The following is a 26,611-nucleotide window of genomic DNA, read 5'->3' as shown; positions in this document are numbered from 1 at the left end:
GATTTCTGAACAAGATTTCAGATAAAACCCTGATAAAACGGGCTTTTCAGTCTCAGTATGTTTTCAGAAATCAAATCGGAGTCCTATAGCGCAATATCTACCAAGGGCTACGCCTACGCAAAAATATCAAGTGGGATGTGTTTATAAGTTCACATCTATTCACTGTCTGGATTTAGGCTTGTATTTAACTATATCCAAATCTCGATTAAAAAAATAAGGTGCGTTAGCTGTCTTTGTAACGCACCATCTATTAGCAATTGCAGATTAATAAGTCCATATTCCTTATTCTTCTGGCTCTAAATCTACTTCTTCCTCTTCATCTTCGTCACTGGCTTTAGCTACGGAGTTAGCAGAAACAACAGCGCCTTTATCTAGCTTTTCACGCACTAGTTTCTTAATTTCTTCAGCAAATTCAGGCTTTTCTTCTAGATACTTAATGGCGTTATCTCGTCCTTGGGAGATATTATCGCCATTGTAACTATACCAAGCTCCTTTGCGGACAATAATGCCAGTTTCTTCTGCTAAGTCAACAAGACAACCCAAGGTAGAAATACCTTTACCAAAAATAATGTCAAATTCCGCTATTCTGAAAGGCGGTGCTACTTTATTTTTAGCGACTTTGACTTTAACGCGATTACCAAATTCATCAGTACCTTTTTTCAAGGTTTGAATTCGGCGAATATCCAAGCGCACCGAAGCGTAAAACTTCAATGCATTACCACCAGTTGTGGTTTCTGGGCTACCGTAAGTAACACCGATTTTTTGCCGCAACTGGTTGATGAAAATTACTGTGCAACCTGATTTACCAATATTACCAGTAATTTTACGTAGTGCTTGGCTCATTAACCGCGCTTGCAGACCAACGTGAGCATCACCCATATCGCCTTCAATTTCAGCACGGGGGACCAACGCTGCTACTGAGTCTATAACTACAATATCAACCGCAGCAGAACGAACGAGCTGATCGACAATTTCCAAAGCTGATTCGCCTGTGTCAGGTTGAGAAATCAGCAGATTGTCAATATCTACACCCAATGCCGCAGCATAAGTAGGATCAAGGGCGTGTTCAGCATCAACAAAGGCAGCAATACCGCCATTTCTTTGCACTTCGGCGAGGGCGTGTAGCGCTACTGTAGTCTTCCCGGAACTTTCCGGGCCATAAATTTCAATTACCCGACCCTTGGGTAAACCACCACCCAATGCTAAATCTAGGGTGAGCGCCCCACTGGAAATAGTCTCCACCCGCATTCGGGTAGCATCGCCCAGGCGCATGATTGCTCCTTTACCAAAGCTGCGCTCAATCTGGTTGAGCACCATAGTCAGCGCTTTTTGCTTGCCTGAAGTATCTGTGTTGATAGCCATTCCTGCCTCTAATGCCTCTAAATATATGGTTTTAAGGAGTGTTGGTTTTGGAGTTTGAGTAGAACAGATATACTATTTTAACCAGAAAATTCTGGAATAGAACTTCTCAAATCAAAAAAAGGGTGTGACAAGATCGTAACTCGATCGCTACCAAATTAGGGTAGCTCTGCACAATGATACCAACTTGCATTCAGAGATAGCTTTTTTTAGCTGGGTAAGCAAGGGTTTTCAAAGAAAAATTATCTAAACAACTGACCTTACGCAGTGTACATACTTAGACTGCTTGATTTTGGAGAGATATAAAGCTTAGTACAACGTGGCGCGATCAATCAATAAACCGTTGAATCTTGCTCACTTATAACATAAACCGCAGTAGTCTCCGGCATCGATAAGTTTAGTAAAGTTAGCGTCCTTGTTGAAGAAAGCCTGTTGGCATTGAAATTATATACTGATATAACTGTAATATAAATTACAGTTATTATTCTAAGCAAACGTGAATAAGTCACAGGCTATTAAGCTACTTGAAAGTGAGGCATGGACAAAAGCAGATGCTATGCGTGCTTTGGAAGTAATTGACTTTAGTACCAATCCTGATGAGATTACCATTCGCAGAGCTATTTCGCTTTTTGCTGGTTCTGAACTAATAAAGCGTCAGCGTCTTCAAGCTGCTCAGAAAGGACTGGTAACGAAGAAAACTAAAGAGATTGAGTTGAAGGAGCAAGAATATGCTGCCAAAATTGACCAAGTTAAAAAGTATCCGAAACAGGAAAGAGAAAAATACGAAGCTGAAATTAAAAGCTTGTCTCAGAGAAATAATATTTTAGAAGTTGAACTCAAGACAATATATTCTCAAAACAAAAACTTAACAGAAGTTAATGAACAACTCAAAAAAGACAATAAATCTCTAAAAAGTTTAGTCGATCAAATTAAACTTAAACTAGCTATGAATATTAAAGAAATTCTCAAATATGAAGACAGTGAAATTCGGAAAGCAGTAATTACTTTTTTCAAATGGACTTTAGGATAAATTATTAATTATATGGCTTATAAAAAATGTAAACAAAGGAATTTTAGAGGAATGAGTTATCGGGCTGTTCAAGTCGCTAACTCCAAAAATCGAAGTAAGCTTCATAAAAAAGACCAAATTTGGCTAAAAGAAAACTTTTACATGAATATTGGCTGGGATAATGTTGTTAGTTTTTATCAAAAAATAGAGGAGTTTATAAATAATTATCAGCTTGAAGAATTGACGCTTGAAGAATTATTTATCGAGGCCGATCGTATTGGTAATAGATATCTCACTAATCAAGAAATAAAAGACTATAATCAGAGCTTATCTAAAGAAGTGAACGAGGTAGCAGAAGAAATAGATAAGCAGTTTCCTGAGACAGAGATGGAATTTATTGATTTCAGTAAAAATACTAATATCAAATATAAAAATAAGCCTAATCAAAAAACATATAGAACAGTAAACTTTTAGTAGAAAACATGGTTAATATTGTTAATATTCAAGATAAAGAACTTAAAGAATTATTTGAGCTTGCGGACAAAATTGGTAACAAGCGATATAACAGGCTAACTCATCAAGATTTTGAAACTTATCGGAAATTCGATTATTGGCGCTATATTAATGGTGATTATGAGTGTGGTACAACTCAAGATAGTAAAAATTGGGTGAGAAAAAATTCCAACTGGTACTGTCCAATTTGTAGTTCTCATTACTCTGACAAAGGTGGTAAGACGATAGATCACAAGCTACCTCGATCACAGTATCCTTGGTTAGCAATGGAATTCAATAATTTATGGGTCATTTGCCAAGTTTGTAACAAAGAAAAGGGTGAGATGCATTGGTACAAATATGAACACTATATATTTGTTCACTATCCGAATCTTTATCTTGCTGTGAAGGTGGCACGCCCTAGCCAGTTACTCCAGTCTCTAAGAGATTAAACCAAATAGTGTAATCAGTTATTGCTTTAACGCCCATTGGGAAATCTAACATTCAATAAAGAGTTTTATATCTGCATTAAAGCATTTCATTTAGCTAATGGCGAAACTTGATGGCACTTCATCCGTCACCCTTGTTACTATAAACGCCAGTTATCTAGTCTTAGTGAATAATTTAAATCCTGAATCATTTGATAATGAGATAAATTACCAGTAACTAAAGTTAGATTATGACTGATGGCAATTGCTGCAATCATACAATCGGGATAACCAATTCTTTTTCCGGTTGTCTTTAAATCAGCGTAGATTTTCCCTGCTAATACTGCTTCTGTCAAGTCAAAGAATAATATTTCCTGTGAAGCCAGTATAGTTAAAAATTGCTGAAGACGTTTTTCTTGCTTACGTTTTTGCCAGCCTTCTACAATTTCCATAACTGTAATTACAGAAATTGTATATTTATCAAACTGGTTTAAGTAACTATTGGCTTTGGCAATAATACGAAAATTTACTCGTTTAATAATTTCTGAAATAATATCCGTATCAAGTAGGGATTTTTCTACTTTATTCATCTAATACAGTATATCCTCTTTTTTCCATTGCCTCAGCAACAATTTCATCAACAATTTCTGGGACATCAGCGTATAATCCCATTAAGGGATCGTTTTTCTCCTGAACTTTTGCTAAACGTTCAATGACTTGACTAATCAATTCTGATAAAGTTGATTTATTTACTATTGCCAGTGTTTTTGCTCGTTCAAATGTAAGTCTGTCTAGTTCAAGTTCTATTTTTTCCATTATGGTTTTAAACTCTATTTAGTGATTAATTTAAGTCTAATAGATGTTTGGGATATTTTCAGTTTGATTATTCAACACAATAGCTATCAATTAACGTTATTTGCTAAGATTTGACTAGGTTTTTGCTCCCGCGCATCTTTAATGACTCTCGACCTTCCTGACTCTCTGATTCTCGATACAGCGCTTTCAGTATCTGGATTAACTGACTATATCCGCTTGCTGTTAGAGCAAGATAAACAATTACGGCAAGTTTGGGTAACTGGCGAAGTTTCCAGTGCTAACAATCATCGCAGTGGGTTATTTTTCACGCTGCAAGATCCCGATCGCACCGCCGGAATTAAGTGTGTAGTATGGAATAGCCAATTGCCAAAACTCACCCAGATACCTGTTCCTGGTGAGCAAATAATCATTTTGGGCAGCATTCGCCTGTATCCGCAACGGGGAGAGTATCAGTTATCAGTTTGGCAAACTCTACCTGCTGGTGTTGGTTTACAGGCGCTGCGCTATCAACAACTCAAAAATCGCTTGCTGGCTGAGGGGTTGTTCGACGCGCAAAGAAAGCGATCGCTCCCAACCCATCCCCAAACGATCGCTGTCGTTACTTCACCGACTGCTGCTGCTTGGGGTGATATTCAAAAAACTCTCAAGCAAAGGTATCCAGGTTTACACGTTTTATTTTCTCCAGCTACAGTACAAGGTGAGCAAGCGCCTGAATCTATCGTCAAAGCAATTGAGCGCGTGGAAAGAGATGGTCGCGCCGAAGTGCTAATTTTATCGCGAGGTGGTGGTGCGGTGGAAGAGTTGGCTTGTTTTAATGACGAACGAGTGGTGCGATCGCTTGCTAGTTGTTCTATTCCTGTAATGACTGGTATCGGCCATCAACGAGATGAATCTTTAGCAGATTTAGTTGCAGATGCTTGTGTGCATACACCCACCGCGGCAGCAGAAATGGTTGTGCCAGCACTTTCGGAGTTGTATACTGAACATCGGCAGCGAGTTGTCGCTTTACATGAGGCGGTGCATAACTTTAAGGAAAATGCTGAGGATCAATTGCAAGTATTACGGAACCGTTTGCGACGTTTGCGGTTAGATCGGCAAGTGCAGCAGGAGGTGGAAAAGCTAGCTTGGAAGCGTCAGCATTTGGTACAAATTACGACGGGGCGATCGCAGCAAGCAACGCAGCATTTAGAATTATTGCGGCAAAAGTTGGCAACTCTTGACCCGAAAGCGGTGTTGCAACGTGGTTATGCGGTGGTGAGAAGGGAAGATGGGGCGATCGCTCGTTCGGCAACGGAGTTGGCTGTGGGGCAAGATTTAGTGATTCAGTTGGGGCAGGGTGGGGTTAAAGTGAAGGTTATGGAAGTGAATGAACCGCAGAGGCGCAGAGAACATGGAGAGTTGAATGGTTAAACGTAAGGGTGCTTCTAGTTCTGAGGAGGGTTGGAATTATGAGGCGAAGGTTGCTGAGATAGAAGGAATTATTACTCGCATTGAGGCGGGTGAGTTGGAATTGTCAGCTGTGTTTGACCAATTTGCAACTGCTGTGGAGTATTTGCGTCAGTGCGAAGGTTTTTTGCAGCAGCGACAACAGCAGGTAGATTTGTTGATTGAAACATTAAATCAAGAATAGAAGCTAGAGCCGCAAGGCGGAAGTCAAAAGTCAAAAGTCAAAAGTCAAAAGTCAAAATGAATACAGCATAAGCGTAAGTGTTTTATTGATTTGGAATGGGTGGTTTATTTACGCCGTGTTGTACTAGAGTCTGCCGTTAAGGCTGAAACAGTCAAATTTCAACCCGCAGATCCCCGAATTATTGAAAAACTCAGGGGCTTGTTGCTCACGAATTGATTCAGGATTGCTATAGTTAAAGCATCTATTTAAAATCTGTATATTTTAGAGAAAGTTCTAGTAGTCAGTTCAATATAATTAAAAAGCTAAACAGCTAAAAAGAAATAATTTGACTTAGGAAATCTCCGTTTTCACTACATATTCAACATTTCTGATTTCTGCCAAAGTTCTAATGAGGAGTTTGAGAAACTGAGAATGACTGATGAAATCATTGATTTGACAAACTGCGAGCGCGAACCAATCCACATTCCCAATCTGATCCAGCCTCACGGGGTTTTACTGGTTTTGCAAGATCCCACTCTGGAAATCCTTCAGGTGAGCAGCAATACCCAAGAAGTTGTTGGTCGTCAACCTGAAGAGTTGTTGGGCAAGTCGTTGTCAGATTTACTCGACGCCAAGCAGATTAAGCTGATTCAACAATGTCTGGCAGAAGATTTTGAAAGCGTTAATCCCCTCAACCTGTCCATTAAATATCTGAATAAATCAATTTACTTTGATGGCATTATACATCGTTTAAATAATATCATTATTCTGGAATTAGAACCGAAAAAATCAAAGGGGAAAACAAACTTTTTTGACTTTTCTCAACAGGTAAGAGGAACCATTACCCGCATTCAGAAAGCACCCTCACTGCTGGAAATGTGCCAGATTGTGGTTACAGAAGTCCGGCGAATCACTGGTTTTGAACGCGTCATGGTCTATCGATTTGATCAAGAAGGAGCAGGCAAGGTAATCGCTGAAGACACTAATCAAGAAACACCCTATTTGGATTTACACTATCCGCCCTCTGACATTCCCAAGCGAGCCAGACACCTATACACCCTCAACTGGCTGCGGCTGATTCCAGATGCCAGCTACCATCCTGTTACCTTAATTCCAGCGAACAATCCCTTGACAAATCAACCGCTCGATTTGAGTTTATCGGTGTTACGGAGTGTTTCTCCGTTACATCTAGAATATCTAAAAAATATGGACGTGACTGCCTCCATGTCTATTTCCCTGATACAGGATCAAAAGCTTTGGGGATTAATTGCCTGTCATCATTCCTCGCCTAAATATGTTCCTTACAATATCCGCACTATCTGCGAGTTCATTGGACAGGTGATGTCTGTGGAACTGGCAAATAAAGAAGCGAGTGAAGACATTGATTATAAAAGGCAATTGAAATCACTGCAAACTCAATTTGTGGAAGGGTTGTCTAAAGCTGAGTATTTCCTGGATGGCATGGTGCAACTGCAATCTCAATTACTCAATCTGACCAGCGCCACGGGAGCGGTAATATGCAGTGGCAACCAGTGTATTCGACTAGGTAAAACGCCATCAGAGGAAGAGGTTCACGCCTTACTTGATTGGATTAAACCTCACCTGTCTCATAACTTGTTTGAGACGCGATCGCTCACTAAAGATAACCCTACTGCCGAGTCATATAAAGCGATCGCCAGTGGCGTTTTAGCCTTGGAAATTTCTAGAGTTCATCACAATTACATTCTTTGGTTTCGCCCAGAGGTAATTCAAACAGTGAATTGGGGCGGCAACCCCAACAAGCCTGTGGAAGTTTTGTCAGATGGCAGTTTAAGAATGTCTCCTCGCAAATCCTTTGAATTATGGCAAGAAACGGTGCAAGGATCTGCCTTACCCTGGAAACCCTGCGAAGTTGAGGCGGTTATTGAACTGCGAAGCCTGGTTGTGGGCGTGGTGTTGCGGCAAGCGGACAAACTAGCATCAATGAATTTTGAATTACAACGGAGTAACGAAGAACTTGATTCTTTCGCCTACGTTGCCTCCCATGACTTGAAAGAACCGCTCCGGGGCATTCATAACTACGCTAACTTCTTAATGGAAGACTATGCAGACGTACTGGATAACGAAGGAATTGCCAAACTCCAAACCCTGGTGCGGCTGACCCAGCGAATGGAAGACTTGATCAATTCACTCCTCCATTTCTCCCGGTTGGGACGCGCCGAACTGATCCGGCAACCAGTGAATCTGAATGAGTTAGTCCCGCAGGTGATCACCACATTGACCATTGCCCGACCGCAGAGTAAAGTTGAATTTCGGATTCCTCAACCTTTTAAGAGCATTCAATGCGATCGCACTCAGATTAATGAACTCTTCACCAACCTAGTTAGCAACGCCATTAAATACAACGATAAACCTGAAAAATGGGTAGAAATTGGTTTTATCGAAGGAAATGGAGAAAAAGTTGCTTCTACTTCTTTGATTTTCTACGTTCGTGATAACGGCATTGGTATTGCTGAACAGTATCTTGACAAAATCTTTCAAATCTTCCGCCGCTTACATGGACGGGATGACTTTGGCGGTGGAACTGGGGTAGGGTTAACCATTGCCCGCAAAATTGTGGAACGTCACGGTGGTAGAATTTGGGTGGAATCTACCCCGACTCAAGGCAGTACCTTTTACTTCACCCTGTCGGCGGAGGCAAATACATGACTCAGATTTCAGCCTCCCACATCCAGGAAATGCCACTACTTTTAATTGTGGAGGATAGCAACGAAGACTTTGAGGCACTGCAACGATTTCTAGGACGCTCTGCCATTGCGTTCGCCATTCAGCGATGTGTGAACGGCGAACAAGCCTTGGCGTTTCTTTATCGGACTGGCAGTTATATGGAGCGCGAAAGTGCGCCCCGACCCGGCTTGATTGTGCTTGACTTGAACCTGCCCGGAACCGATGGACGAGAAGTGTTACGCCGGATTAAACAGGATGACAACTTGAAGATGATTCCGGTAGTGGTGTTTACTACCTCTAACAATCCCAAAGATATTGAAGTATGTTATCAATATGGTGTCAACAGTTACATCGTTAAGCCAATTAACTTTGCTCAACTCAAACGAGATATTCAGATGCTCGTAGAATATTGGTTTCAAGTGACGACGCTACCTGATTATCCAAAGGATTAGTCATGAGTTAGAGATCGCGCAATTGCCTCATCGTTTTTCAGTTAGATATTGAAAACTGAGTTTTTGTCAACAAGGAAATTCGCTGAACTCAGTGGATTGACCGCTTTCGTAGATATGTAAAAAAAGCTCATATTTTTTCACCATATCTAACAACGTATTGAGTATTTATTTCTTCTTCCGAGTTTTCTGTATTGATAGCAAAAATACTAAAAATTATGTTATCTATCGTGTTTATTAATTCTATAGAACTCAATATTGCTCATTCATCGGTTGGGTTGAGGAACGAAAACTAACTTAGACATTTTTATTTTCTAGTTTTAACTAAGCACTATTGCTATAGGACTAGTATTTTATTTTTGAAATCCACGTAGGGTGTGTTAGCAATAACGTAACGCACTAAAAGCTTGGAATCTGCTATTGGTCTAATCTCAACTTTATCCAAAATAAGAACTCGGTTTTCTGTATCCAGCAAAAACCCTGAATTTTTGGCAAATATTTTTTCCACGTCACAGATTATCGATGAAGTTAAAAAAGTAAAACTACCTGACCACAGTAATTTCAGCTTATATGTTTGCCTAAGGTAAAAATGGATAATTGGAGCTGATATCATGTTGTGTAAAAACTTATCTTTCAGATTGTAAGCTTCATGAAGTAGAGAGAAAAAGGATTTTAAAATGTTTACATAAATTTCTATAATAAATAAGAAAGCAAATATACTCTTCATAAATAATTTGTATGAGTGAATGAATATTTATAGCTTGTTCTCTAGCAAAAGTGATATAAGTATTATAAATAGTTTGTAAGCAACATATACTACATCAAAACCAAGTAAAGATGTTAATGCAAAGCTGATGAAAAGAGCAACAAAATAAAGTCTATCAAGTATGTTAAAATCCTGGCATAATAGGGGTTTTAGCATTGATTGAAAAATACCAGTTTTTCTCTGCTAACCTGCAAAATGTGGGTTAACTCATACTCGATTAATTAATTCACGATGTCTCAGCAACAGCGCACTCTCTTAATTGTCGATGATTCGCCAGAAGATCGAGAACTCTATCGGCGATATTTGCTGCGCGATCGCGAATATTCCTATACATTTTTAGAAGCAACGCAGGGGCAGCAAGGACTAGAACTTTGGCAGCAACACCAGCCCGATGCTGTGTTGGTTGATTATCGGCTACCTGACCTAGACGGGCTGGAATTTATAGCACAATTGCAACCCTCAATCCAACAGCCTTGCCTACCTGTGATTGTTGTCACCGGGCAGGGCAACGAGGCGATCGCAGTTAAGGCGATCAAAGCGGGCGCACAAGATTATCTTGTCAAAGAGCAAATTACCCCAGAAAAGCTGCAAACAGCGGTCAATGGGGCAATTGAAACAGTGCGGCTACACACCCAATTACAACAGCGTATTGAACGAGAGCGCGTAGTTTCACATATTACCCAGAAAATTCACCAATCGCTAAATCTGGATGAAATTCTTCAGACAACTGTAACCGAAGTGCGAGAATTTCTGCACACTGATCGCGTCTTGGTTTTTCAGTTAAAACCTGACGGAGATGGGACAGTAGTAGCAGAATCGGTTGGGACAGAGTGGCGATCGCTCCTTTACTCCACTATGTACGATCCCTGCCTCGCTAAGAAATACCTTGCATCGAATCCACTGGAAATTGTCAGCAACGATCCCGCCTTTGTCGAAAATTATAGCCAACCCTATTGTCAGGGTTACGTAACAGCAATATTTGATATTCAAGATAGCACCATTGACCCATGCCACGTTGAATTGTTGACTCAGTATCAAGTAAAAGCTAATCTGGTCGTGCCGATTGTTTATGATGATCACTTTTGGGGATTGCTAATTGCTCACAACTGTGCTGTACCAAAAAGATGGCAACCCTTAGAGATTGACTTGCTTAAAGAACTGGCGATTCAAGTTGGCATTGCAATTCGACAGGCGGAACTCTATCAGCAGGCACATAATGAACTGACTGATCGCAGACGGGTAGAAGCAGAATTACGGCAGAGTGACGAACGGCTGCAATTGGCACTATCAGCTTCTCGGATGGGAACATGGAACTGGAATATCCAGACGGGAACAATTTCCTGGTCGGATAACCTGGAAGCCTTATTTGGACTGGAAGCAGGAGAGTTTGACGGCTCATTCGAGATGTTTGCCGCGCGGTTGCACCCTGACGATCGCGATCGCGTGCTGGCAGCCGTCGATCGTGCTGTCGCCAACGGAGAAGACTATGACATTGAATTTCGAGTGGTATATGGCAACGGTAAAATTCGATGGGCATTGAGCCAGGGCAAGGTATTTTACGACCAACACGGACAACCAATTCAGATGGCTGGTATCGATTTAGATATCACCGAACGCAAACGGTCAGCCGAAGCCCTGCGCCAGAGTGAAGAATTTAAAAACCGTATTTTAGATAGCAGTTCTGACTGCATCAAGGTATTAAGCCTGGACGGGCGGCTCCTGTACATGAATATAGGTGGACTGTGTTTGATGGAAATTGACGACTTAAATTCCTATCTCAATACTGAATGGCTATGTTTCTGGGAAGGCAGCTATCGGCAACAGGCAGAGCAGGCACTCGCTGCCGCTAAAGCAGGCAAAGTCAACATTTTTCGCGGATACTGCCCAACTGCAAAAGGTACTGCGAAATGGTGGGAAGTGGTCGTTAGCCCGATTCTGGATGCCTCCGGGCAGTTAGAACGAATCTTATTGATTTCGCGAGACATCACCGATCGCAAAAAAATAGAACTCCTTTTGCAGGAGAGCGAAGCCCGGTTGAAATTGGCGTACAAAGCTACGGGATTGGGACTATGGGACTGGGACATTACCCGCAAAAGTATACATGTATCTGAAGAGTACTACAATTTGTTCGGGCTTGACCCAACCACAGAGGAAATCAGCTATGAACTGTGGTTAAGCCACCTGCACCCAGACGATCGCACCTCAGCCAATGAAATAGTGAGTCACACCATCCAGCAACAGCAAGAGTACTATGAAGATGATTACCGCATTCTACATCCTGATGGCATTCGCTGGTTAGCGGCTAGAGGTCAGGTTTTTTATGATGCTGCGGGCAATGCAGTACGGATGGTAGGCAACGTGCAGGATATCACCGCTCGCAAACAAGCTGAAATCGAACGCGATCGCTTGTTGAAATTGGAGCAAGCAGCCAGAGCCGAAGCCGAACGCGCCAATCGTATCAAAGATGAGTTTCTGGCCATTCTCTCCCATGAATTGCGATCGCCTCTCAACCCCATTCTCGGCTGGACAAAACTGCTACAAACCCGCAAATTTAGTGAAACCAAAACAGCTGAAGCTTTAGCCACCATTGAACGCAACGCAAAACTGCAAACTCAACTGATTGATGACTTGCTCGATGTAGCCAAGATTCTGCGCGGCAAACTTAGCATAGATGCTGCTCCTGTAAATCTGGCATTTGTGATTGAATCTGCGATCGACACAGTAAATACAGCAGCCCTTTCCAAATCAATTGTGTTGCATTCAGTACTGCCGAATATTGGGCAAGTCTCTGGAGATTCCAACCGCCTGCAACAGATCGTTTGGAATTTACTTTCCAATGCGATCAAGTTTACCCCCAAGGGAGGACGGGTAGAAACCAGACTAGAGCGAGTTGATGATCGAGCACAGATTATCGTTAGTGACACTGGCAAAGGCATTAACCCAGAGTTTCTCCCGTATATTTTTGAGTCATTTCGTCAGGAAGATGTTTCCATTACTCGCAAGTATGGGGGGTTAGGATTGGGGTTGGCGATCGTTCGGCAGTTAGTTGAGGCGCACGGCGGCACGATCAAGGCTGATAGTCCTGGTGAAGGCTTGGGAGCCACCTTTACAGTCCAATTGCCACTGCTGAATGTAGAACCGGAAATCAACCAGCCAGATGAGTTGCCACAAAAAGCACTCGAACTCACGGGGATTCGAGTTCTCACAGTCGATGACGATCCCGATGCTCGTGAGCTATTAACAGTATTACTTGCGGAATACGGAGCAAAAGTGCTGACTGTCGCCTCTGCGACGGAAGTATTGGCAAACTTGGAGTCTTTTCAACCCGATGTTTTAGTCAGTGATATTGGGATGCCTGAAGTCGATGGCTATTCTCTGATCAAACAGATCCGCACTTTAACGCCCGAAAAAGGGGGAGAGATTCCGGCGATCGCTTTGACTGCTTATGCCAGAGTTGAGGATTCCCAGCGAGCGATAAGCAGTGGCTATCAACGGCACGTTACCAAGCCCCTCGATCCAGAAGAGTTAGTTCAGGCTGTTGTGGCACTGGTGCAGACTAAATTAAATAATACCATAACTTAAAATGATAATGATTCGGTTTAACCCTTTTTAAATACTTATTTGCTGAATAAACGTCTGATGTTCTGCTGAACTTAGCCCTTTCTGCAACACTGCTAAAACTTGTTGCATATTGTCCGCAACTAATGCTGATACATCAAGCCACAATCCCGGAAAGACTTGACTTTGAATTATGCCTGACGCATTTGGTATCAGCGCTACGTATTCACCATTTTGCAAGCTGAACCAACTAACAGTCCGCTCAAAAACCTGCCAAACAATATATTCCTGAATGCCATTGCGACGATAGGCACGTTTTTTATCATACAAATCTTTGCTAGCACTGCTGGCGGCAACTTCTGCTACTAATTCTGGCGCACCTTCCACGTAACCATCAGTACCCAGATGAGATGATCCGCCACACGCTGCATCAATTAACAAAATGGCATCAGGTTGGGGTTCATTATCTAAATCTAGCCGCACAGTTGGATTATCGCCTAGTCTGACACCAAGCGTGGCTACTTTATAATTTCCCAGCCAAATCATTAAATTACCATGCGGTTCGGCGTGTGGTTCAAAGCCCAAAGGTGATCCCACGTAAACGACTCCTTCAATCAATTCAGCTTTCTTGAGGTTGGGCATAGCATTATAGCGACGCTCAAACTCTGGACGAATGAGGCGATCGCCACTCTCAAGAGGCGGAATGTCGGAGGTAGAATCAGTTGGAGTCGAATGTTGTGGAGACGTGTTGACCACGAGCGCAGGCAGTAGAGGTGGTTAAATTGATTGTATCGTAGTGCATTAAGCCAAAGAGACGTAGTACTAAGTCTCTACATTGTTTTTCGGTGCTAAGTCTCTTTCGACATCGCTCAAATTTAAACATTAGTTGTCAAAAATTGAGCGTTTGCAGCTAATGTTCTTCCATATATAAGAAACCCTTAAGCATTTGCCGCAAATGTATAATTCTTTTTTCCAAACGCTTAATACTTTGCAACAAATGGTCTTCCATGTATAAGAAACGTTTAAGCATTTGCCGCAAATGTATAATTCTTTTTTGCAAATGCTTAATGCTTTGCAACAAATGGTCTTCCATGTATAAGAAACATTTAAGCATTTGCAGCAATCATTGTAATCAACTTATAAATCTATTTATTTCCTGAAATATAACAGCAAAGGCAATACTGATATAGTGAAAATTACTAGCAACAATCTACCTAATTTGACAATATTTTTCTGGAATCTAATTCTGTATCTTTGTAGTTGTGTACAGCTAGGCTTTCTATTGAACAATTATTTGTAACTGCTATCCACATTAGTATTACAGAGTACCTAAAGAAACAATTTCATGCAGCCTGTGTTTTGCAATGGCTAAAAGTTAATAAAGCACATTTATCTGGCGAGTAAAAAGGGGAAATAAACTGCCATAAATTAGAGTTCTCTAATTGCACCATTAGCTCAACACAATAATAGTTGCAATAAATTTATGCCTAAATCCGACCCTGCAAAAATCAAAAAAGTCTCTTTCAGTCTTCCTTTTAGTATTGGTTCTGTTGAATGGGAAGCAGATCCAACAGAACGCAGAGCCGCCTGGTCACTTTACATTGAACTTGTTACCTGCATTGCAGTACAGCCTTTGGAAGTTGACCAAGGAATGTTACGGGAAGACAACTTGTTTCCTGTAACAAGACAAGTCCTAAAGGAGGCTGGTCCAGATGTGGGAGCATCACGCGATTCAGTAGGAGGAATTGCGATCGCAGTACTCAATAATGGTTTGCGTCCTTTCCTGGCTAAGTGGCATCCACTATTGCAGACATGGGAAGCCCCGCGTCCTCCTCATCTCAGTCTTAAAGAACACGAGCGCAATTGGTCTGAAGAGCCAAAATTGCGGGCTGAGTTGGAATCTCTGAGGAAGGATTTGGAAGAATATGCCAACGCGCTAGCAGTAATTGCTGGGGTGAATAAATAATGGAGAAACACGAATGCAAGTTTTCATGAGTTATAGCAGTAGCGATAAAGACTTTGTTAGGAGATTAAAAGGAAATTTAAAGAGTGAAGATATTGAGGTTTGGCTAGATGAAGATGAAATTATTCCAGGGGATAGTATACTAGCAAAGCTTGAAAAAGCTCTTTTTAATGCCAGTGTTTTTGTCCTGGTACTCTCACCTGATAGCATTGATTCGGAATGGGTTAAACGCGAAAGAGAAGCATGGATAAATCTACAAATTGACGAAGAAAAACGTGCCAAAGTAGAATCACGTGATCCTAATCGCCGCCTGATTCCAGTACTTTATAAAGACTGTAAAAAGCCACTTTTTCTTGAATCTATCTTACATATCCCCATAGATAACGAAAACTATCAAGATGGCTTAAAAAAACTTATCAAAGCAATTGGGCGTGAGTCTAATAGACCACCTGTGGAAGATGAAAATAATGTTAGATCAACTCCACAACAAAAATCTTTATTAGAAGACGACATCATAGGAGGAAAATTAGTTCTGAATCTGTTTCAAAGCCTCTCATCGAATGATCAAGAGAAGTTAATCTCACTTTGTAGCGGAAAACAAATTGAATTACCAAATAATCAGGAAAAAGAACCATTTGAAGAACTTCTTGAACTTATTAAAATTGCACGTCAAAATCCAAATAGTGAAAATTCTATAGTAAAGTTGTTAAATACAATAATGGAATTAAAAATTATTAGTAACATTGGTAATCTTATTCAAGAACTAAAAACAGGAAGACTTAACTTTTTAAAAGGAAAATTGTTTTTTCATGGAGCAAAAAATGACAGTTCCAATAATTCAAATTTTTACAATATTAATGAAATTAAAAACCTTCTATTGAATGGATTTGAGGGTGAAGAAAATCTCACAGACCGGATGAGCAAGCTTTTAGTGAATAGTGATAAGGGCGAATTATCAAAAAAAGACAACTACGCCGCAGGTAATATTTTAAATTTTTTATTGAAGCTCGACTTAAAAAAAGATTTTAGCTACTTTGATCTATCTAGTATCACTATTTTGGAGGCTGACTTACGAGAGGCTATTTTAACAGGAGTAGATTTTTCTAATTCTGACCTGAAAAACTCGATTTTTTCTGAACCGTTAGGTTGCATTCATTCCATAGCCTTTAATGCTGATGGTAGTTATTTTGCTACAGGGGATGCTCATGGATCAATTCGAGTTCATAATACAGAGAACTTGGAACTCTGTTATTTTCAGAACGAAAGGGGAAGTCAAATTTGGTCGGTTGCTTTTAGTTCAGAGACTGAACCTTGGAGATTTGCTTGGGGAGCAGAAGACGGTAGTGTTAGGTTATTCGAGATTGAAACCGATACTCTAGGCAAACTCAAACTTAGCAATATTGACTTACCTAACGAACAGGGATCTGTATTATCAAAGGGACGTGTATTATCAGTAGCGTTTAGCCCTAGTGGAAATATTCTGGCCTTTGGAGGAGATGGAAAGGGTGATGCGATAAAATTTTTTGATATTCTTGAGAAAAAAAAATTGCCAAGTTTATCTGCTACTAATATCTCTTGTATGACTTTTATTAATGACAACCTTTTAGTTAGCGGTGGGAAGGATGGAGATATTTATATTTGGTATTTCAACACCCGGAAAGAAGCGGTAAATAAAAGAGTTCATACAGGAGTAATACGATGTATTGCATTTAATAGTCAACAAAACATTATAGCCAGTGGAGGTGAGGATGGAAAAGTGATATTGTCCAATTATCTAAATTTAAACGGAGAAGGAAGCTTGACAGAACTCCAGTTTCCAACAGAAAATGAAAATATAATTAGTCAGATACGGACGCTAGCATTTAGTCAGGATGGGAAGATTCTTGCTGTTGGATGTATCGATAGGAATTTGAAAGGGCAGAGCGAACATAGAATTCGGCTGTGGAAGTTAATTGGGAAAGAATGGAATTTCATTGACAACTTGGAGGGTCATGAACATTTGATCAGAAGTGTAACATTTTGCCCTAACCCTACTAACGAACCTAAACTTTTAATAAGCGGTGGCGATGGGCGTACCGTCAAACTTTGGCATTGGGAAAACGAAAACGACAAATGGAAATGTAAACAGACCTTGACAGGATATGCTAATCGCGTCTGGTCAGTAGCATTTAGTAAAGAGAAAGATAAAGATGGTAAAGATCGTATAACTTTTGCCTGTGGAGGTGAAGACAATACAATTCGTATTTGGAATTATCATGACCGCTCAGATATTCCAATTCACAAACTTTTAAAACATACTGATTGGGTTTGGTCAGTGGCTTTCAACAAAGATGGAACACTTATAGCCAGTGGTGGTGAAGACAATAAGATTTTTCTGTGGCAGTTACAAGATGAAAAGTGGGAATCCATTGAGTTAATAGTAAATAAGGATAATGAACTAACAGAACAAGGAAATAAGGATAATGCACTGACAGAACAAGGAAATAATAAACTGACAGGACATAGTAAACGCGTTCGATGTGTTGTTTTTCATGCTGACAGCAATATATTGGCTAGCGCAGGCAATGACAACAAAGTTGTTTTATGGAATCTAGATGATAATATAAAATCTCCTCAAATATTAAAAGAATTTATTGAACACAAAGACCGAGTCCTATCCCTAGCTTTTAGTCCAAATGGTGATTATCTAGCTAGCAGCGACCGTGAGACAAAGATTTATCTGAGAAAGGTAGAGGTAAAGGTAAAATCAGACGGAACTAAAACTGTGAACGTAAATTCATACGAAACTCCGAACGTAAATTCAGATGACAAAGAAAAAGATATCAATGATCATAAAGACCAAGTTCATAGCATTGCTTTTGGCCCAAAGGAAAATACATTGCTTGAAAATAAATTGGTTAGCGGGGGTTTTGATCAACAACTAAAATTGTGGGATGTTGATTCTGGAGAACTTATTCACAAACTCACTTGGTCTGGAGATCAAAAAATACTTTCTGTCGCTATTCATCCCGAAAAACCAATGATTGCTAGTGCTGGACATGGTGGCTTTATTACGCTATGGAAAATAAGTGAGGCAGATAAGAAGTGGGAAAGTAAGCCTCACAAGACACTCAAAGGACATAAGCTTGCTGTAGAGTCTGTAGTATTTAGTCCTGATGGTAAGAGACTTATTAGCTGTAGCCAAGATCAGACTATCAAGTTTTGGGATGTAGAGGGAGATATTAATATTAGTATTAATACCATAGAACTTGGCAAACTATATCAGGGTATGAATATTTCGGGCGTTAAAGGTTTAGACGAAGCCCAAATTGATGCGCTGGAAGAATTGGGGGCTTCAAGGGATAGGAAAATTTCTGGTGTGTCGAATGAAATTTCACTCAACAATTAAGTTTTATCCTTCAAAAAATCCAAAATACTGCAAACCTTCTTCAATTCCAGCCGCAAATTGAGCTTTTGCTAAGTAACGATTTGGGTTTGGGTTAGCTTCGTGCCATTTCAGCAATTCCTGTTTTGCATTGCCGACGATAATACCTTTTTCTTTCTTGTCAGCAAACAGGGCAATATCGTTACCGGAGTCGCCACAAGCAACAGTTTGCGCTACATCTATTTCTAGATTTTCGCGTACAAAGGTCATTGCCATACCTTTATTAGCCTTACGTGGCAGAATATCTAGAACTTGAATCTCTAAATCTTTACCATCTTTGTAATTATTATCAAGGTTGTTGATATGAGTAGAGCTACCAAGGCTACAGATAACTTGAATATCTAATCCTTTCTTTAGCAAACGAGACTCTAGGTCTGACAAACAATTTCCAGAGATTTCTTTTTCTTCTTCAAGGAAATAGCTAACTTTAAAAGGTCTTTGCTCGGTATTTGGCTGGGGCTTTAATTCACTAAAAGCCTTAGATATATTTACAACTAAGTCTCTATCCCAACCTTCAGAGAGATAATCTGACCACTTAGAATCTAGAGTATTACTGTTACTGTAGTAAATTTCCGTACCTACAGCACATATAAGTACATCTGGTTCTAAAAGTGCTTTTTTATCTATAAGCTTTTGGTAAAGAAAAAGTGATCGCCCAGTTGAATAAACAATCTTTGTGTGGTGCTGCTGACGATGCTGTTCTAGCCGTTGATTTAACCTTGCCATTGCTTGGTCATCGCCTACCAGCGTATAGTCGAGGTCTGTTACTAAAAGAAACTGTCTCACACTATACCCCAGCACTCTTACTAAACTACACCATCACAAAACCATAAGGTATTTTACCACAGTTGCAGAAATATAAATTAAATGTAAAGTTAATCTACAGTAGCGGTATTGACCTTGACATTGTACCCCATAGCAGCGATAAAGGTCAGGCAATGCAGTTTTTACGCCAGAAGTGGAAATTTGCAGCAGAACAAACAGTTGTCTGTGGTGATTCAGGTAATGATATTGCTTTATTTGCTGTAGGCAACGCACGGGGAATCATTGTGGGGAATGCCCGCAAAGAGTTACTCCAATGGCACAAAGAGTATCCCGCTGATTACCGCTACCTGGCTTCATGTTTTTGTGCAGGTGGAATTATTGAAGGCTTAAAATATTTTGGTCTCTTGTAATGATTAGTTATCTAAAAGGTATAGTCGCTGGTATCCAAACAATTGGCGCTAATCGCGTGATTCTGACTCTGGAAGTGAATGGCTTGGGGTATGATTTGCAAGTTCCCCAACGCCTAGCAAACCAGTTACCAGAGTCAGGAGGAGTGGCGCAAATTTTTACCCATTTCCAAATTCGCGAAGAAGTGCCCTTTCTATATGGCTTTGCTTCCCCAGCCGAACGCGATTTATTTCGCCACTTGCTGACTGTCACAGGTATTGGTGCAGCCTTAGCAATCGCACTCCTAGATACTCTGGAACTACCAGATTTAGTCCAAGCAATTATCGCCGGCAATACACAAATCCTAATTCAGGCTCCCGGTGTCGGTAAAAAAATCGCCGAACGCATCTGTTTGGAACTGAAAAGCAAATTAGTTGAGTGGCGCAAATCAGCCGGGTTCTTCGTCGCCACAGGCGGGCCAGCACCGGGAATTCTCGAAGAAGTGCAAATGACCCTCTTCGCCTTGGGATATACTGCCCATGAAGTCAGTCACGCCCTGCATGTGGTCAGCGAAGACATCGGACTACCCAAAGATGCTTATGTCGAAGACTGGATTAAACAAGCCATCGCTCATCTCAGCAGTGAACAAGTTTAATTGTCATTTGTCATTAGTCATTAGTCCTTTGTCATTAGTTATTTCTTATTGCCCCCTGCTCCCTGCTCCCCTGCTCCCCCACTCCCCACTCCCCATGCCTACTGACCCTTATGCTTGGCTAGAACAGTCCTTAGCAACGATTCATCGGGCAGACTGGTATCGTTCAGTACAACCTATTAATGGTCGTCCGGGTGCAACGGTGGTTTTAGCTGGGCAAGAGGTAATTAATTTTGCCAGCAATGACTATTTGGGATTGGCTGGAGATGAGCGTTTGATGGCAGCTGCAACTGCTGCGATCGCCGAATTTGGGACTGGTAGTACTGGTTCTAGATTACTCAGTGGGCATCGGGAATTGCACAGGGAGTTAGAGGAGGCGATCGCATTTACTAAACAAACAGAAAATGCCTTGGTATTTAGTTCTGGATATCTAGCAAATTTGGGTGCAATTACCGCCCTTGTTGGCAAGCGTGATTTAATTTTCTCTGACCAATCTAATCATTCCAGTCTGAAAAATGGAGCGATTCTCAGTGGTGCAGCAGTTGTGGAATATCCGCACTGTGATATGGCAGTATTAAAAACTCAGTTGAACCAGCAGCGGCAAAATTACCGACGCTGTTTGATTCTTACTGATACCGTCTTCAGCATGGATGGCGATTTATGTCCGTTACCTGCACTGTTGGATCTCACTGATAAATTTAGCTGTATGCTGCTAGTCGATGAAGCTCATGCCACTGGGGTACTAGGAAAAACTGGCGCTGGATGTGTCGAATATTTTGGGTGTACAGGAAAGCAATTAATTCAAATTGGCACCCTAAGTAAAGCTTTAGGTAGTTTAGGCGGGTATGTAGCAGGAAGTACTGCCCTAATTGACTTTTTGCAAAACCGCGCACCCAGTTGGATTTATACCACTGGACTTTCACCTGCTGATACAGCCGCAGCCTTAGCAGCAATCAAGATCGTGCAACAAGAACCGCAACATCGTGCCCAATTGTGGGAGAATATATATTACTTGAAAACTTTGCTGCAACAGTTACCTAACTTGAAATTGCTGCCTTCTGAATCACCCATATTATGTTTTCAATTGCCTAATGCCACAGATGCCCTCAAAGCTGGAAAACAGCTAAGAGATGCTGGCATTTTTGCCCCAGCAATTCGTCCCCCCACAGTGCCCACAAGTCGAATCAGAATATCTGTGATGGCAACTCATCAAGTAGCACATATTGAAAAATTGGTAGCAGTACTAAAGGATGTTAACTGACGCCAGTAGGGCATGGGGCATGAGAGAAGAGACAAGGTAGATAAGGAAGACACTTGCTGAAAAGGTTATGTGTTCTCTAAACCTCTAAGCAATGAGATAGCAGAAGTACTTCTAGCAAGTCAAAGTATGTATTTATCCTCTGATGAATCCGGCAACTGATGAGGTAATTAAAAAAGCAGTTGGACGATCAATAGGTTATCTTACAACTACAGCCATTATTTTCTGTTTATCTCTATCCTTAACTAGATATTATTCCATAATTTTTGTTATGAATTAACTGGCATTTGTATTTAGTATTTTAAATTAGCAAAATAGTGTCATTTATCTTGATGGTTCGAGCTAAATTTTTACTCTACATATCAGATAACTAACAAATTAACCTCTGGCAAAAGAGGCTTTTAGAACTCAGCAAAAATCTATCTGTAGATAAGTTACTAAAATTTACAAACTAGCTTAGGGTATGTACAGCCTCTGCAATGAGTATTGGTTTTTCAAAAACTTTTCATGCCCCTTATTTATTATTCTCAGTTATTGCGTTCTGGCATCGCTGTATTAATTGTAGCACTTGCATTAGTGTTAATGTTAATGCTAGACCCCTGGTTAAGCATGAATGGAACTACTTTCCTGCTATTTTTTAGCGCTGTCATGGTGAGCGCTTGGTATGGTGGTTTGAAATCAGGGCTATTAGCAACTTCCTTGTCTGCATTACTGAGCGATTACTTCTTTCTCCCTCCAGCTTATGAGCTGAGTCTTGACTTATCTAATTCTGTGCGAATTGGGTTATTTGCATTACAAGGATTGCTCTTTAGTATCTTATGTGAGGCATTAAAAACTGCTAAAAGACGGGCGGATGAAAATCTCCAAAAGCTGAGAGTTAGTGAAGAAAGATTTCGATTAGCGTCAAGTAGTTCAGATATCGTGGTATTTCAGCAGGATCGCGATTTGCGATATCAGTGGATTCATAATCCTCAAGGTCTAAACACTGCTGAGGAAATATTAGGTAAGTCTGATGATGAATTATTTCCCGCCTCAGTAGCAGAGCAATTGCAGGCAATTAAGCTAAAGGTCATAGAGACTGGTGTTGCAACCCGCCAAGAGGTTTATCTAACAACTTGTAAAGAAAACCGTTACTATGATTTGCTAGTTGAACCACTAAGGGATTTAGATAATAGTATTCAAGGTATCACCTGTGCAGGTGTAAATATTACTGAGCGCAAGCAGGCTGAGGAAAGACTGCGTTATATCGCCCAAATTAGTAGTTTACTCTCTACTTCGTTAGATTATGAACAAACCTTACAACAGATAGCCAAAATTTCAGTTCCCCAGCTAGCTGATTGGTGTAGCGTCGATATTTTAAATGAAGATGGCTCCATTCGCCGCCTACCTATTGCTCATGCAGACCCATCGAAAGCAGAGTTGGCGCGTAAACTTCAAGAGTATGTGACAGATTATAAGGGTGCAAGTGCAATTACTAGAGTACTACAAACTGGTCAAAGTGAATTGATCTCAGAGGTATCTGACTCGCTATTAGTAGCAACTACTCAGAATCAGGAACACTTAGAACTTGTTCGGCAATTGGGGATGAAATCTGTAATGATTGTGCCGTTAATCGCAAAAGGGCGCATACTCGGCTGTATTACCTTTATCAACACCCTATCAGACCGTCGCTACGATCGCACTGACCTAAATTTAGCAATAGATATTACTCATCGTGCTGCCTTAGCAGTGGAAAATGCCCAACTTTATCGAGACATCCACCAGGCTTTACTCCATTATTCCGAATCTCTATCTCTCCTAGATGCGTTGCTAGGAGCGGCTCCTGTTGCCGTATGCTTTTTTGATCGGGAACTGCGCTATATTCGCATTAATCAAGTTTTCGCTGACATTAACGGTTTAGCTATAGAAGAACATCTAGGACGCAAATTTAGGGAAGTGTTGCCAGCGATGGCGGCTGAATTAGAGCCACAGTTACAGCACGTGTTAGAGACTGGAGAACCCCTACTGAATATGGAAATCAGCGGTGAGACAAGGGGACAACCAAGACGTTACGGTTACTGGCTGGGCAACTATTACCCAGTTAAAAACACAATGGGTGAAACGGTAGGAATTGGCATTATTTTGGCAGATGTGACAGCAGCAAAGCAAACAGAAGTTGCTTTGCGAGAAAGCGAAGAAAGGTTTCGGGCAATGTTCAATCAAGCAGCTGTTGGTATTACTCTAGTAGGGTTGGATGGGCGATTTCTGCAAGTTAATCCTGCCCTATGCGAAATTACTGGGTATAGCTATGAAGAGTTAATTCAAATGAACTTTCAGGAAATTACCCATCCTGACGACTTAGAAGTTGATTGGGAAAATGCTCGGCGAGTTTTAGCAAAAGAAATTAGTGGTTATTCCCTAGAGAAGCGCTACATTCGCAAAGATGGTTCTATAGTTTGGGCAAACCTAACTTCATCAGCAGTTTGGGATGCTAACGGACAACCAAAGTATGCATTAGGCATTATTGAGGATATTAGCCATCGCAAACGAATTGAAGCCACACAAAACTTTTTAGTCGAAGCCAGCACCTTACTAGCTGCCTCATTAGATTATGAGATCACCTTAGAAAATGTGGCAAATTTAGCAGTTCCGACCCTAGCTGACTTGTGTATTGTAGATGTCTTCCAAGAAGATTGGTCAAGTAAACAAATTGCGATCGCAATTGCCGATCCCACAAAATTAAATATTTTAGACGAAATCCGACGGCGTTATCAACCCCAAACCAGAGCCAAACAGCTTGTACGGCAGCTACGCTTAGGAATATCTGTCTTTTATCCCGAATTATCTGACTCACATCTTCTACAGATGTCTGAAGACAACGAACATCGGCAATTGCTGCAAAGTCTGGGTATTCGTTCTCTGATGGTGATTCCAGTTCGTTCTCGCGGGCAATTATTTGGAGCAATCTCTTTTTTTACCGCCGAATCTGGTCGGTACTATCAACAAGCAGACTTGGCTTTAGCAGAAGATATTGCTCGGCGGGCAGCGACAGCCATTGACAACGCCAGACTTTACCAGGAAACTCAACGGTCTGTCAATCGCACAGTACTTTTACAAAAAATAACTGCTGCCTTCTCGGAAGCCTTAACTCCCCAACAGGTGGCTGATGTAGTGGTGAACCAAGGCATTGCCGCCTTGAAAGCTACTGGTGGTTCCGTTGTCTTACTTACTGAAGGAAATACTACCCTAAAAGTTGTGCAAGCAATTGGCTATCCGCAAACGCTCATAAATACTTGGACAAGTTTTCCGATCACAGCACCTAACCAAATAGCAGAAACAGTCAGAACTGGGCAGCCGATTTTTTTAGAAAATTTAGCAGCCATGATTGCTAGATATCCCGACTTAGCAGATGTTGTGACTGTTATAGCGAATAATGCCTGGGCTTCCATTCCCTTGATAGTAGAAGGTAAAGTAATTGGGGCTTTGGGATTAAGCTTTACTACTGGACAAATATTTAATCAAGAAGACCGGGGATTTATGTTGACACTGGGACAGCAGTGTGCCCAAGCGATCGCCCGCGCTCAACTTTACGAAGCTGAAAAGATTGCCAGGGCAGAAGCCGAGACAGCCAACCGCATTAAAGATGAATTTCTTGCTGTCCTTTCCCATGAACTCCGAACTCCCTTAAATCCGATTTTAGGGTGGGCAAAGTTACTCAGAACCCGCAAGTTCGACGAAACTACTAAAATCCGGGCATTGGAAACAATCGAGCGCAATGCTAAGTTACAAACCCAATTGATTGGAGATTTACTTGATGTTTCGCGGATTTTGCAAGGTAAAGTCAGGTTAAATCTCCATGCAGTGGATTTGAAAATAGCGATCGCATCTGCATTAGAAACGGTGCGTTTAGCAGCAGAAGCCAAATCAATTCAAATTCACACGGTGTTAAGTAATGATATCAGCAAAGTTCTTGGCGATGGCGATCGCTTGCAACAAGTGATGTGGAATCTCCTCTCCAATGCCGTTAAATTCACACCTACAGACGGGCTTGTAGAAGTGCGTCTAGAGCAAGTTGGTTTAGATGCCCAAATCCAGGTAATTGATACAGGTAAAGGAATTAACCCAGAATTTTTACCCTATGTGTTTGATTACTTCCGGCAAGCAGATGCTAAGACAACCAGAGTATTTGGCGGACTGGGATTGGGACTAGCAATTGTGCGTCATTTAGTAGAACTTCACGGTGGCACAGTTCAGGCAGAGAGTTTGGGAGAAGAACAAGGGGCTACCTTCACAGTCAAACTACCTTTGCTCAAAAATTCTGAGTTGCGAGTTAGCAGTGGTGAAGCTTCTCAACCAGAAGTCAGTAATGACGACACATTACTTGCTGGAGTACAAATCCTGCTCGTGGACGATCAAGCTGATGTGCGAGAATTTTTTAGCTTTGCCCTGGAACAATATGGCGCAACGGTAACGGCAGTTGAATCAGCAGATGAAGCGCTGCAAACATTAGTGCAATCAAAGCCAGATATCCTCTTAAGCGATATTGGAATGCCCTTGATGGATGGGTATATGTTGCTGGGCGAGGTGAGAAAATTACCGCCAGAGCAAGGCGGCCAAATTCCGGCGATCGCCTTGACTGCTTATGCTGGAGAACTTAACTACAACCAAGCAATGGCAGCAGGATTTCAAAAACACCTACCTAAACCCGTCGATCCAGTGGATTTAGCCGCAGCGATCATTAGTCTCATTGGGCACACTTCACCTTCAGAGTAAATAAACTCTTTAATTTCTCTTCTTTCCTTTAGAAATTAAATATGTATTTTTTATTTTTCTTCAGAAATTTGCCGTTTGCAACTTGATGTTATAAAGTGGTGCTCAGGTTTTAATCAAAGATTTATTTACCAATGAAAACCCAACAGTTCAGTTCAACAACCCTAGAAAATAGACCTACCAAGACGAAAAAACAGTCTTTTCCTGGTAGGAGTATTAGT

Annotated in this window: 18 protein-coding genes and 1 pseudogene; 14 read left to right on the top strand and 5 right to left on the bottom strand. The window is 41.1% G+C overall.

What is annotated here, in order from left to right:
- Nucleotides 1-282: 282 nt before the first annotated feature.
- Nucleotides 283-1,362 carry a recombinase RecA gene (gene recA, locus HWQ58_RS17640; protein ID WP_292865143.1) on the bottom strand — a complete coding sequence of 360 codons (1,080 nt, stop codon included), beginning with the start codon at nt 1,360-1,362 and terminating at the stop codon, nt 283-285.
- Between the two features lie 493 nt (nt 1,363-1,855).
- Between recA and HWQ58_RS17635 the strand changes: the two genes are divergently transcribed.
- The 3 genes from HWQ58_RS17635 to HWQ58_RS17625 are packed head-to-tail and all read left to right on the top strand — an operon-like array spanning nt 1,856 to nt 3,312.
- The gene (locus HWQ58_RS17635) at nt 1,856-2,389 is read left to right on the top strand and encodes a hypothetical protein (protein ID WP_292865140.1); all 534 of its coding nucleotides are present in this window, start codon (nt 1,856-1,858) and stop codon (nt 2,387-2,389) included.
- A gap of 12 nt (nt 2,390-2,401) precedes the next feature.
- On the top strand, nt 2,402-2,842 hold the full coding sequence (locus HWQ58_RS17630) for a hypothetical protein (RefSeq protein WP_292865137.1): 441 nt from the start codon (nt 2,402-2,404) through the stop codon (nt 2,840-2,842).
- Nucleotides 2,843-2,850: 8 nt separating this feature from the next.
- Nucleotides 2,851-3,312: an HNH endonuclease gene (locus HWQ58_RS17625; protein WP_292865134.1), complete on the top strand. Its 462-nt coding sequence runs from the start codon at nt 2,851-2,853 to the stop codon at nt 3,310-3,312.
- 137 nt (nt 3,313-3,449) lie between these two features.
- On the opposite strand, the gene HWQ58_RS17620 is transcribed toward HWQ58_RS17625, so the two are convergent.
- Both HWQ58_RS17620 and HWQ58_RS17615 read right to left on the bottom strand, forming a co-directional pair.
- Nucleotides 3,450-3,878: a type II toxin-antitoxin system VapC family toxin gene (locus HWQ58_RS17620; protein WP_292865131.1), complete on the bottom strand. Its 429-nt coding sequence runs from the start codon at nt 3,876-3,878 to the stop codon at nt 3,450-3,452.
- On the bottom strand, nt 3,871-4,104 hold the full coding sequence (locus HWQ58_RS17615; protein ID WP_292865128.1) for a hypothetical protein: 234 nt from the start codon (nt 4,102-4,104) through the stop codon (nt 3,871-3,873). The genes HWQ58_RS17620 and HWQ58_RS17615 overlap by 8 nt, the downstream gene beginning before the upstream one ends.
- Nucleotides 4,105-4,245: 141 nt before the next feature.
- Here HWQ58_RS17615 and xseA point away from each other — a divergent pair, with 141 nt between their 5' ends.
- From xseA to HWQ58_RS17590, 5 genes are all read left to right on the top strand, one after another.
- Nucleotides 4,246-5,514 carry an exodeoxyribonuclease VII large subunit gene (xseA, locus tag HWQ58_RS17610; protein WP_292865125.1) on the top strand — a complete coding sequence of 423 codons (1,269 nt, stop codon included), beginning with the start codon at nt 4,246-4,248 and terminating at the stop codon, nt 5,512-5,514.
- The gene (gene xseB, locus HWQ58_RS17605) at nt 5,507-5,734 is read left to right on the top strand and encodes an exodeoxyribonuclease VII small subunit (RefSeq protein ID WP_292865122.1); all 228 of its coding nucleotides are present in this window, start codon (nt 5,507-5,509) and stop codon (nt 5,732-5,734) included. Before xseA ends, xseB begins: the two co-directional genes overlap by 8 nt.
- A gap of 411 nt (nt 5,735-6,145) precedes the next feature.
- Complete coding sequence (locus HWQ58_RS17600; RefSeq protein WP_292865119.1) at nt 6,146-8,401, top strand: ATP-binding protein; 2,256 nt, start codon at nt 6,146-6,148, stop codon at nt 8,399-8,401.
- A complete protein-coding gene (locus tag HWQ58_RS17595) occupies nt 8,398-8,871 on the top strand; it encodes a response regulator (RefSeq protein ID WP_292865117.1) in 474 nt (157 codons plus the stop codon). Before HWQ58_RS17600 ends, HWQ58_RS17595 begins: the two co-directional genes overlap by 4 nt.
- 994 nt (nt 8,872-9,865) lie before the next feature.
- Entirely contained in the window at nt 9,866-13,216 is a 3,351-nt protein-coding gene (locus HWQ58_RS17590; protein ID WP_292865114.1) for a response regulator, read from the top strand.
- A gap of 27 nt (nt 13,217-13,243) precedes the next feature.
- Here the strand turns inward: HWQ58_RS17590 and HWQ58_RS17585 are convergent, their stop codons facing one another.
- The gene (locus tag HWQ58_RS17585) at nt 13,244-13,948 is read right to left on the bottom strand and encodes a Uma2 family endonuclease (RefSeq protein WP_292865111.1); all 705 of its coding nucleotides are present in this window, start codon (nt 13,946-13,948) and stop codon (nt 13,244-13,246) included.
- 727 nt (nt 13,949-14,675) lie between these two features.
- On the opposite strand from HWQ58_RS17585, the gene HWQ58_RS17580 reads away from it, so the two are divergent.
- Both HWQ58_RS17580 and HWQ58_RS17575 read left to right on the top strand, forming a co-directional pair.
- The gene (locus tag HWQ58_RS17580) at nt 14,676-15,158 is read left to right on the top strand and encodes a hypothetical protein (RefSeq protein ID WP_292865108.1); all 483 of its coding nucleotides are present in this window, start codon (nt 14,676-14,678) and stop codon (nt 15,156-15,158) included.
- A 13-nt stretch (nt 15,159-15,171) separates the two neighbouring features.
- Nucleotides 15,172-18,543, top strand: a complete 3,372-nt coding sequence (locus tag HWQ58_RS17575) for a TIR domain-containing protein (RefSeq protein WP_292865105.1) — start codon at nt 15,172-15,174, stop codon at nt 18,541-18,543.
- A 3-nt stretch (nt 18,544-18,546) separates the two neighbouring features.
- On the opposite strand, the gene HWQ58_RS17570 is transcribed toward HWQ58_RS17575, so the two are convergent.
- On the bottom strand, nt 18,547-19,365 hold the full coding sequence (locus HWQ58_RS17570; RefSeq protein WP_292865102.1) for a sucrose-phosphate phosphatase: 819 nt from the start codon (nt 19,363-19,365) through the stop codon (nt 18,547-18,549).
- A gap of 50 nt (nt 19,366-19,415) precedes the next feature.
- On the opposite strand from HWQ58_RS17570, the pseudogene HWQ58_RS17565 reads away from it, so the two are divergent.
- The 4 genes and pseudogenes from HWQ58_RS17565 to HWQ58_RS17550 form a co-directional block, all read left to right on the top strand.
- A pseudogene (locus tag HWQ58_RS17565) lies at nt 19,416-19,754 on the top strand (HAD-IIB family hydrolase); the annotation flags it as partial.
- The gene (gene ruvA / locus HWQ58_RS17560; RefSeq protein WP_265269913.1) at nt 19,754-20,386 is read left to right on the top strand and encodes a Holliday junction branch migration protein RuvA; all 633 of its coding nucleotides are present in this window, start codon (nt 19,754-19,756) and stop codon (nt 20,384-20,386) included. The pseudogene HWQ58_RS17565 and the gene ruvA, both read left to right, overlap by 1 nt.
- Nucleotides 20,387-20,480: 94 nt before the next feature.
- Nucleotides 20,481-21,644, top strand: coding sequence for an 8-amino-7-oxononanoate synthase (gene bioF, locus HWQ58_RS17555; protein WP_292865099.1), 1,164 nt, complete (start codon nt 20,481-20,483; stop codon nt 21,642-21,644).
- Nucleotides 21,645-22,148: 504 nt separating this feature from the next.
- Nucleotides 22,149-26,393 (top strand): PAS domain S-box protein, encoded by a 4,245-nt coding sequence (locus HWQ58_RS17550; RefSeq protein ID WP_292865096.1) that lies wholly within the window; start codon nt 22,149-22,151, stop codon nt 26,391-26,393.
- Nucleotides 26,394-26,611: the final 218 nt, after the last annotated feature.

Origin of the sequence: Nostoc sp. LPT (genome assembly GCF_017115165.1) — a bacterium.
In the GTDB taxonomy this organism is placed as follows: domain Bacteria; phylum Cyanobacteriota; class Cyanobacteriia; order Cyanobacteriales; family Nostocaceae; genus Nostoc.
Note: the sequence above shows the minus strand (reverse complement) of the source record. Positions and strands in the feature narration are given on the sequence as shown.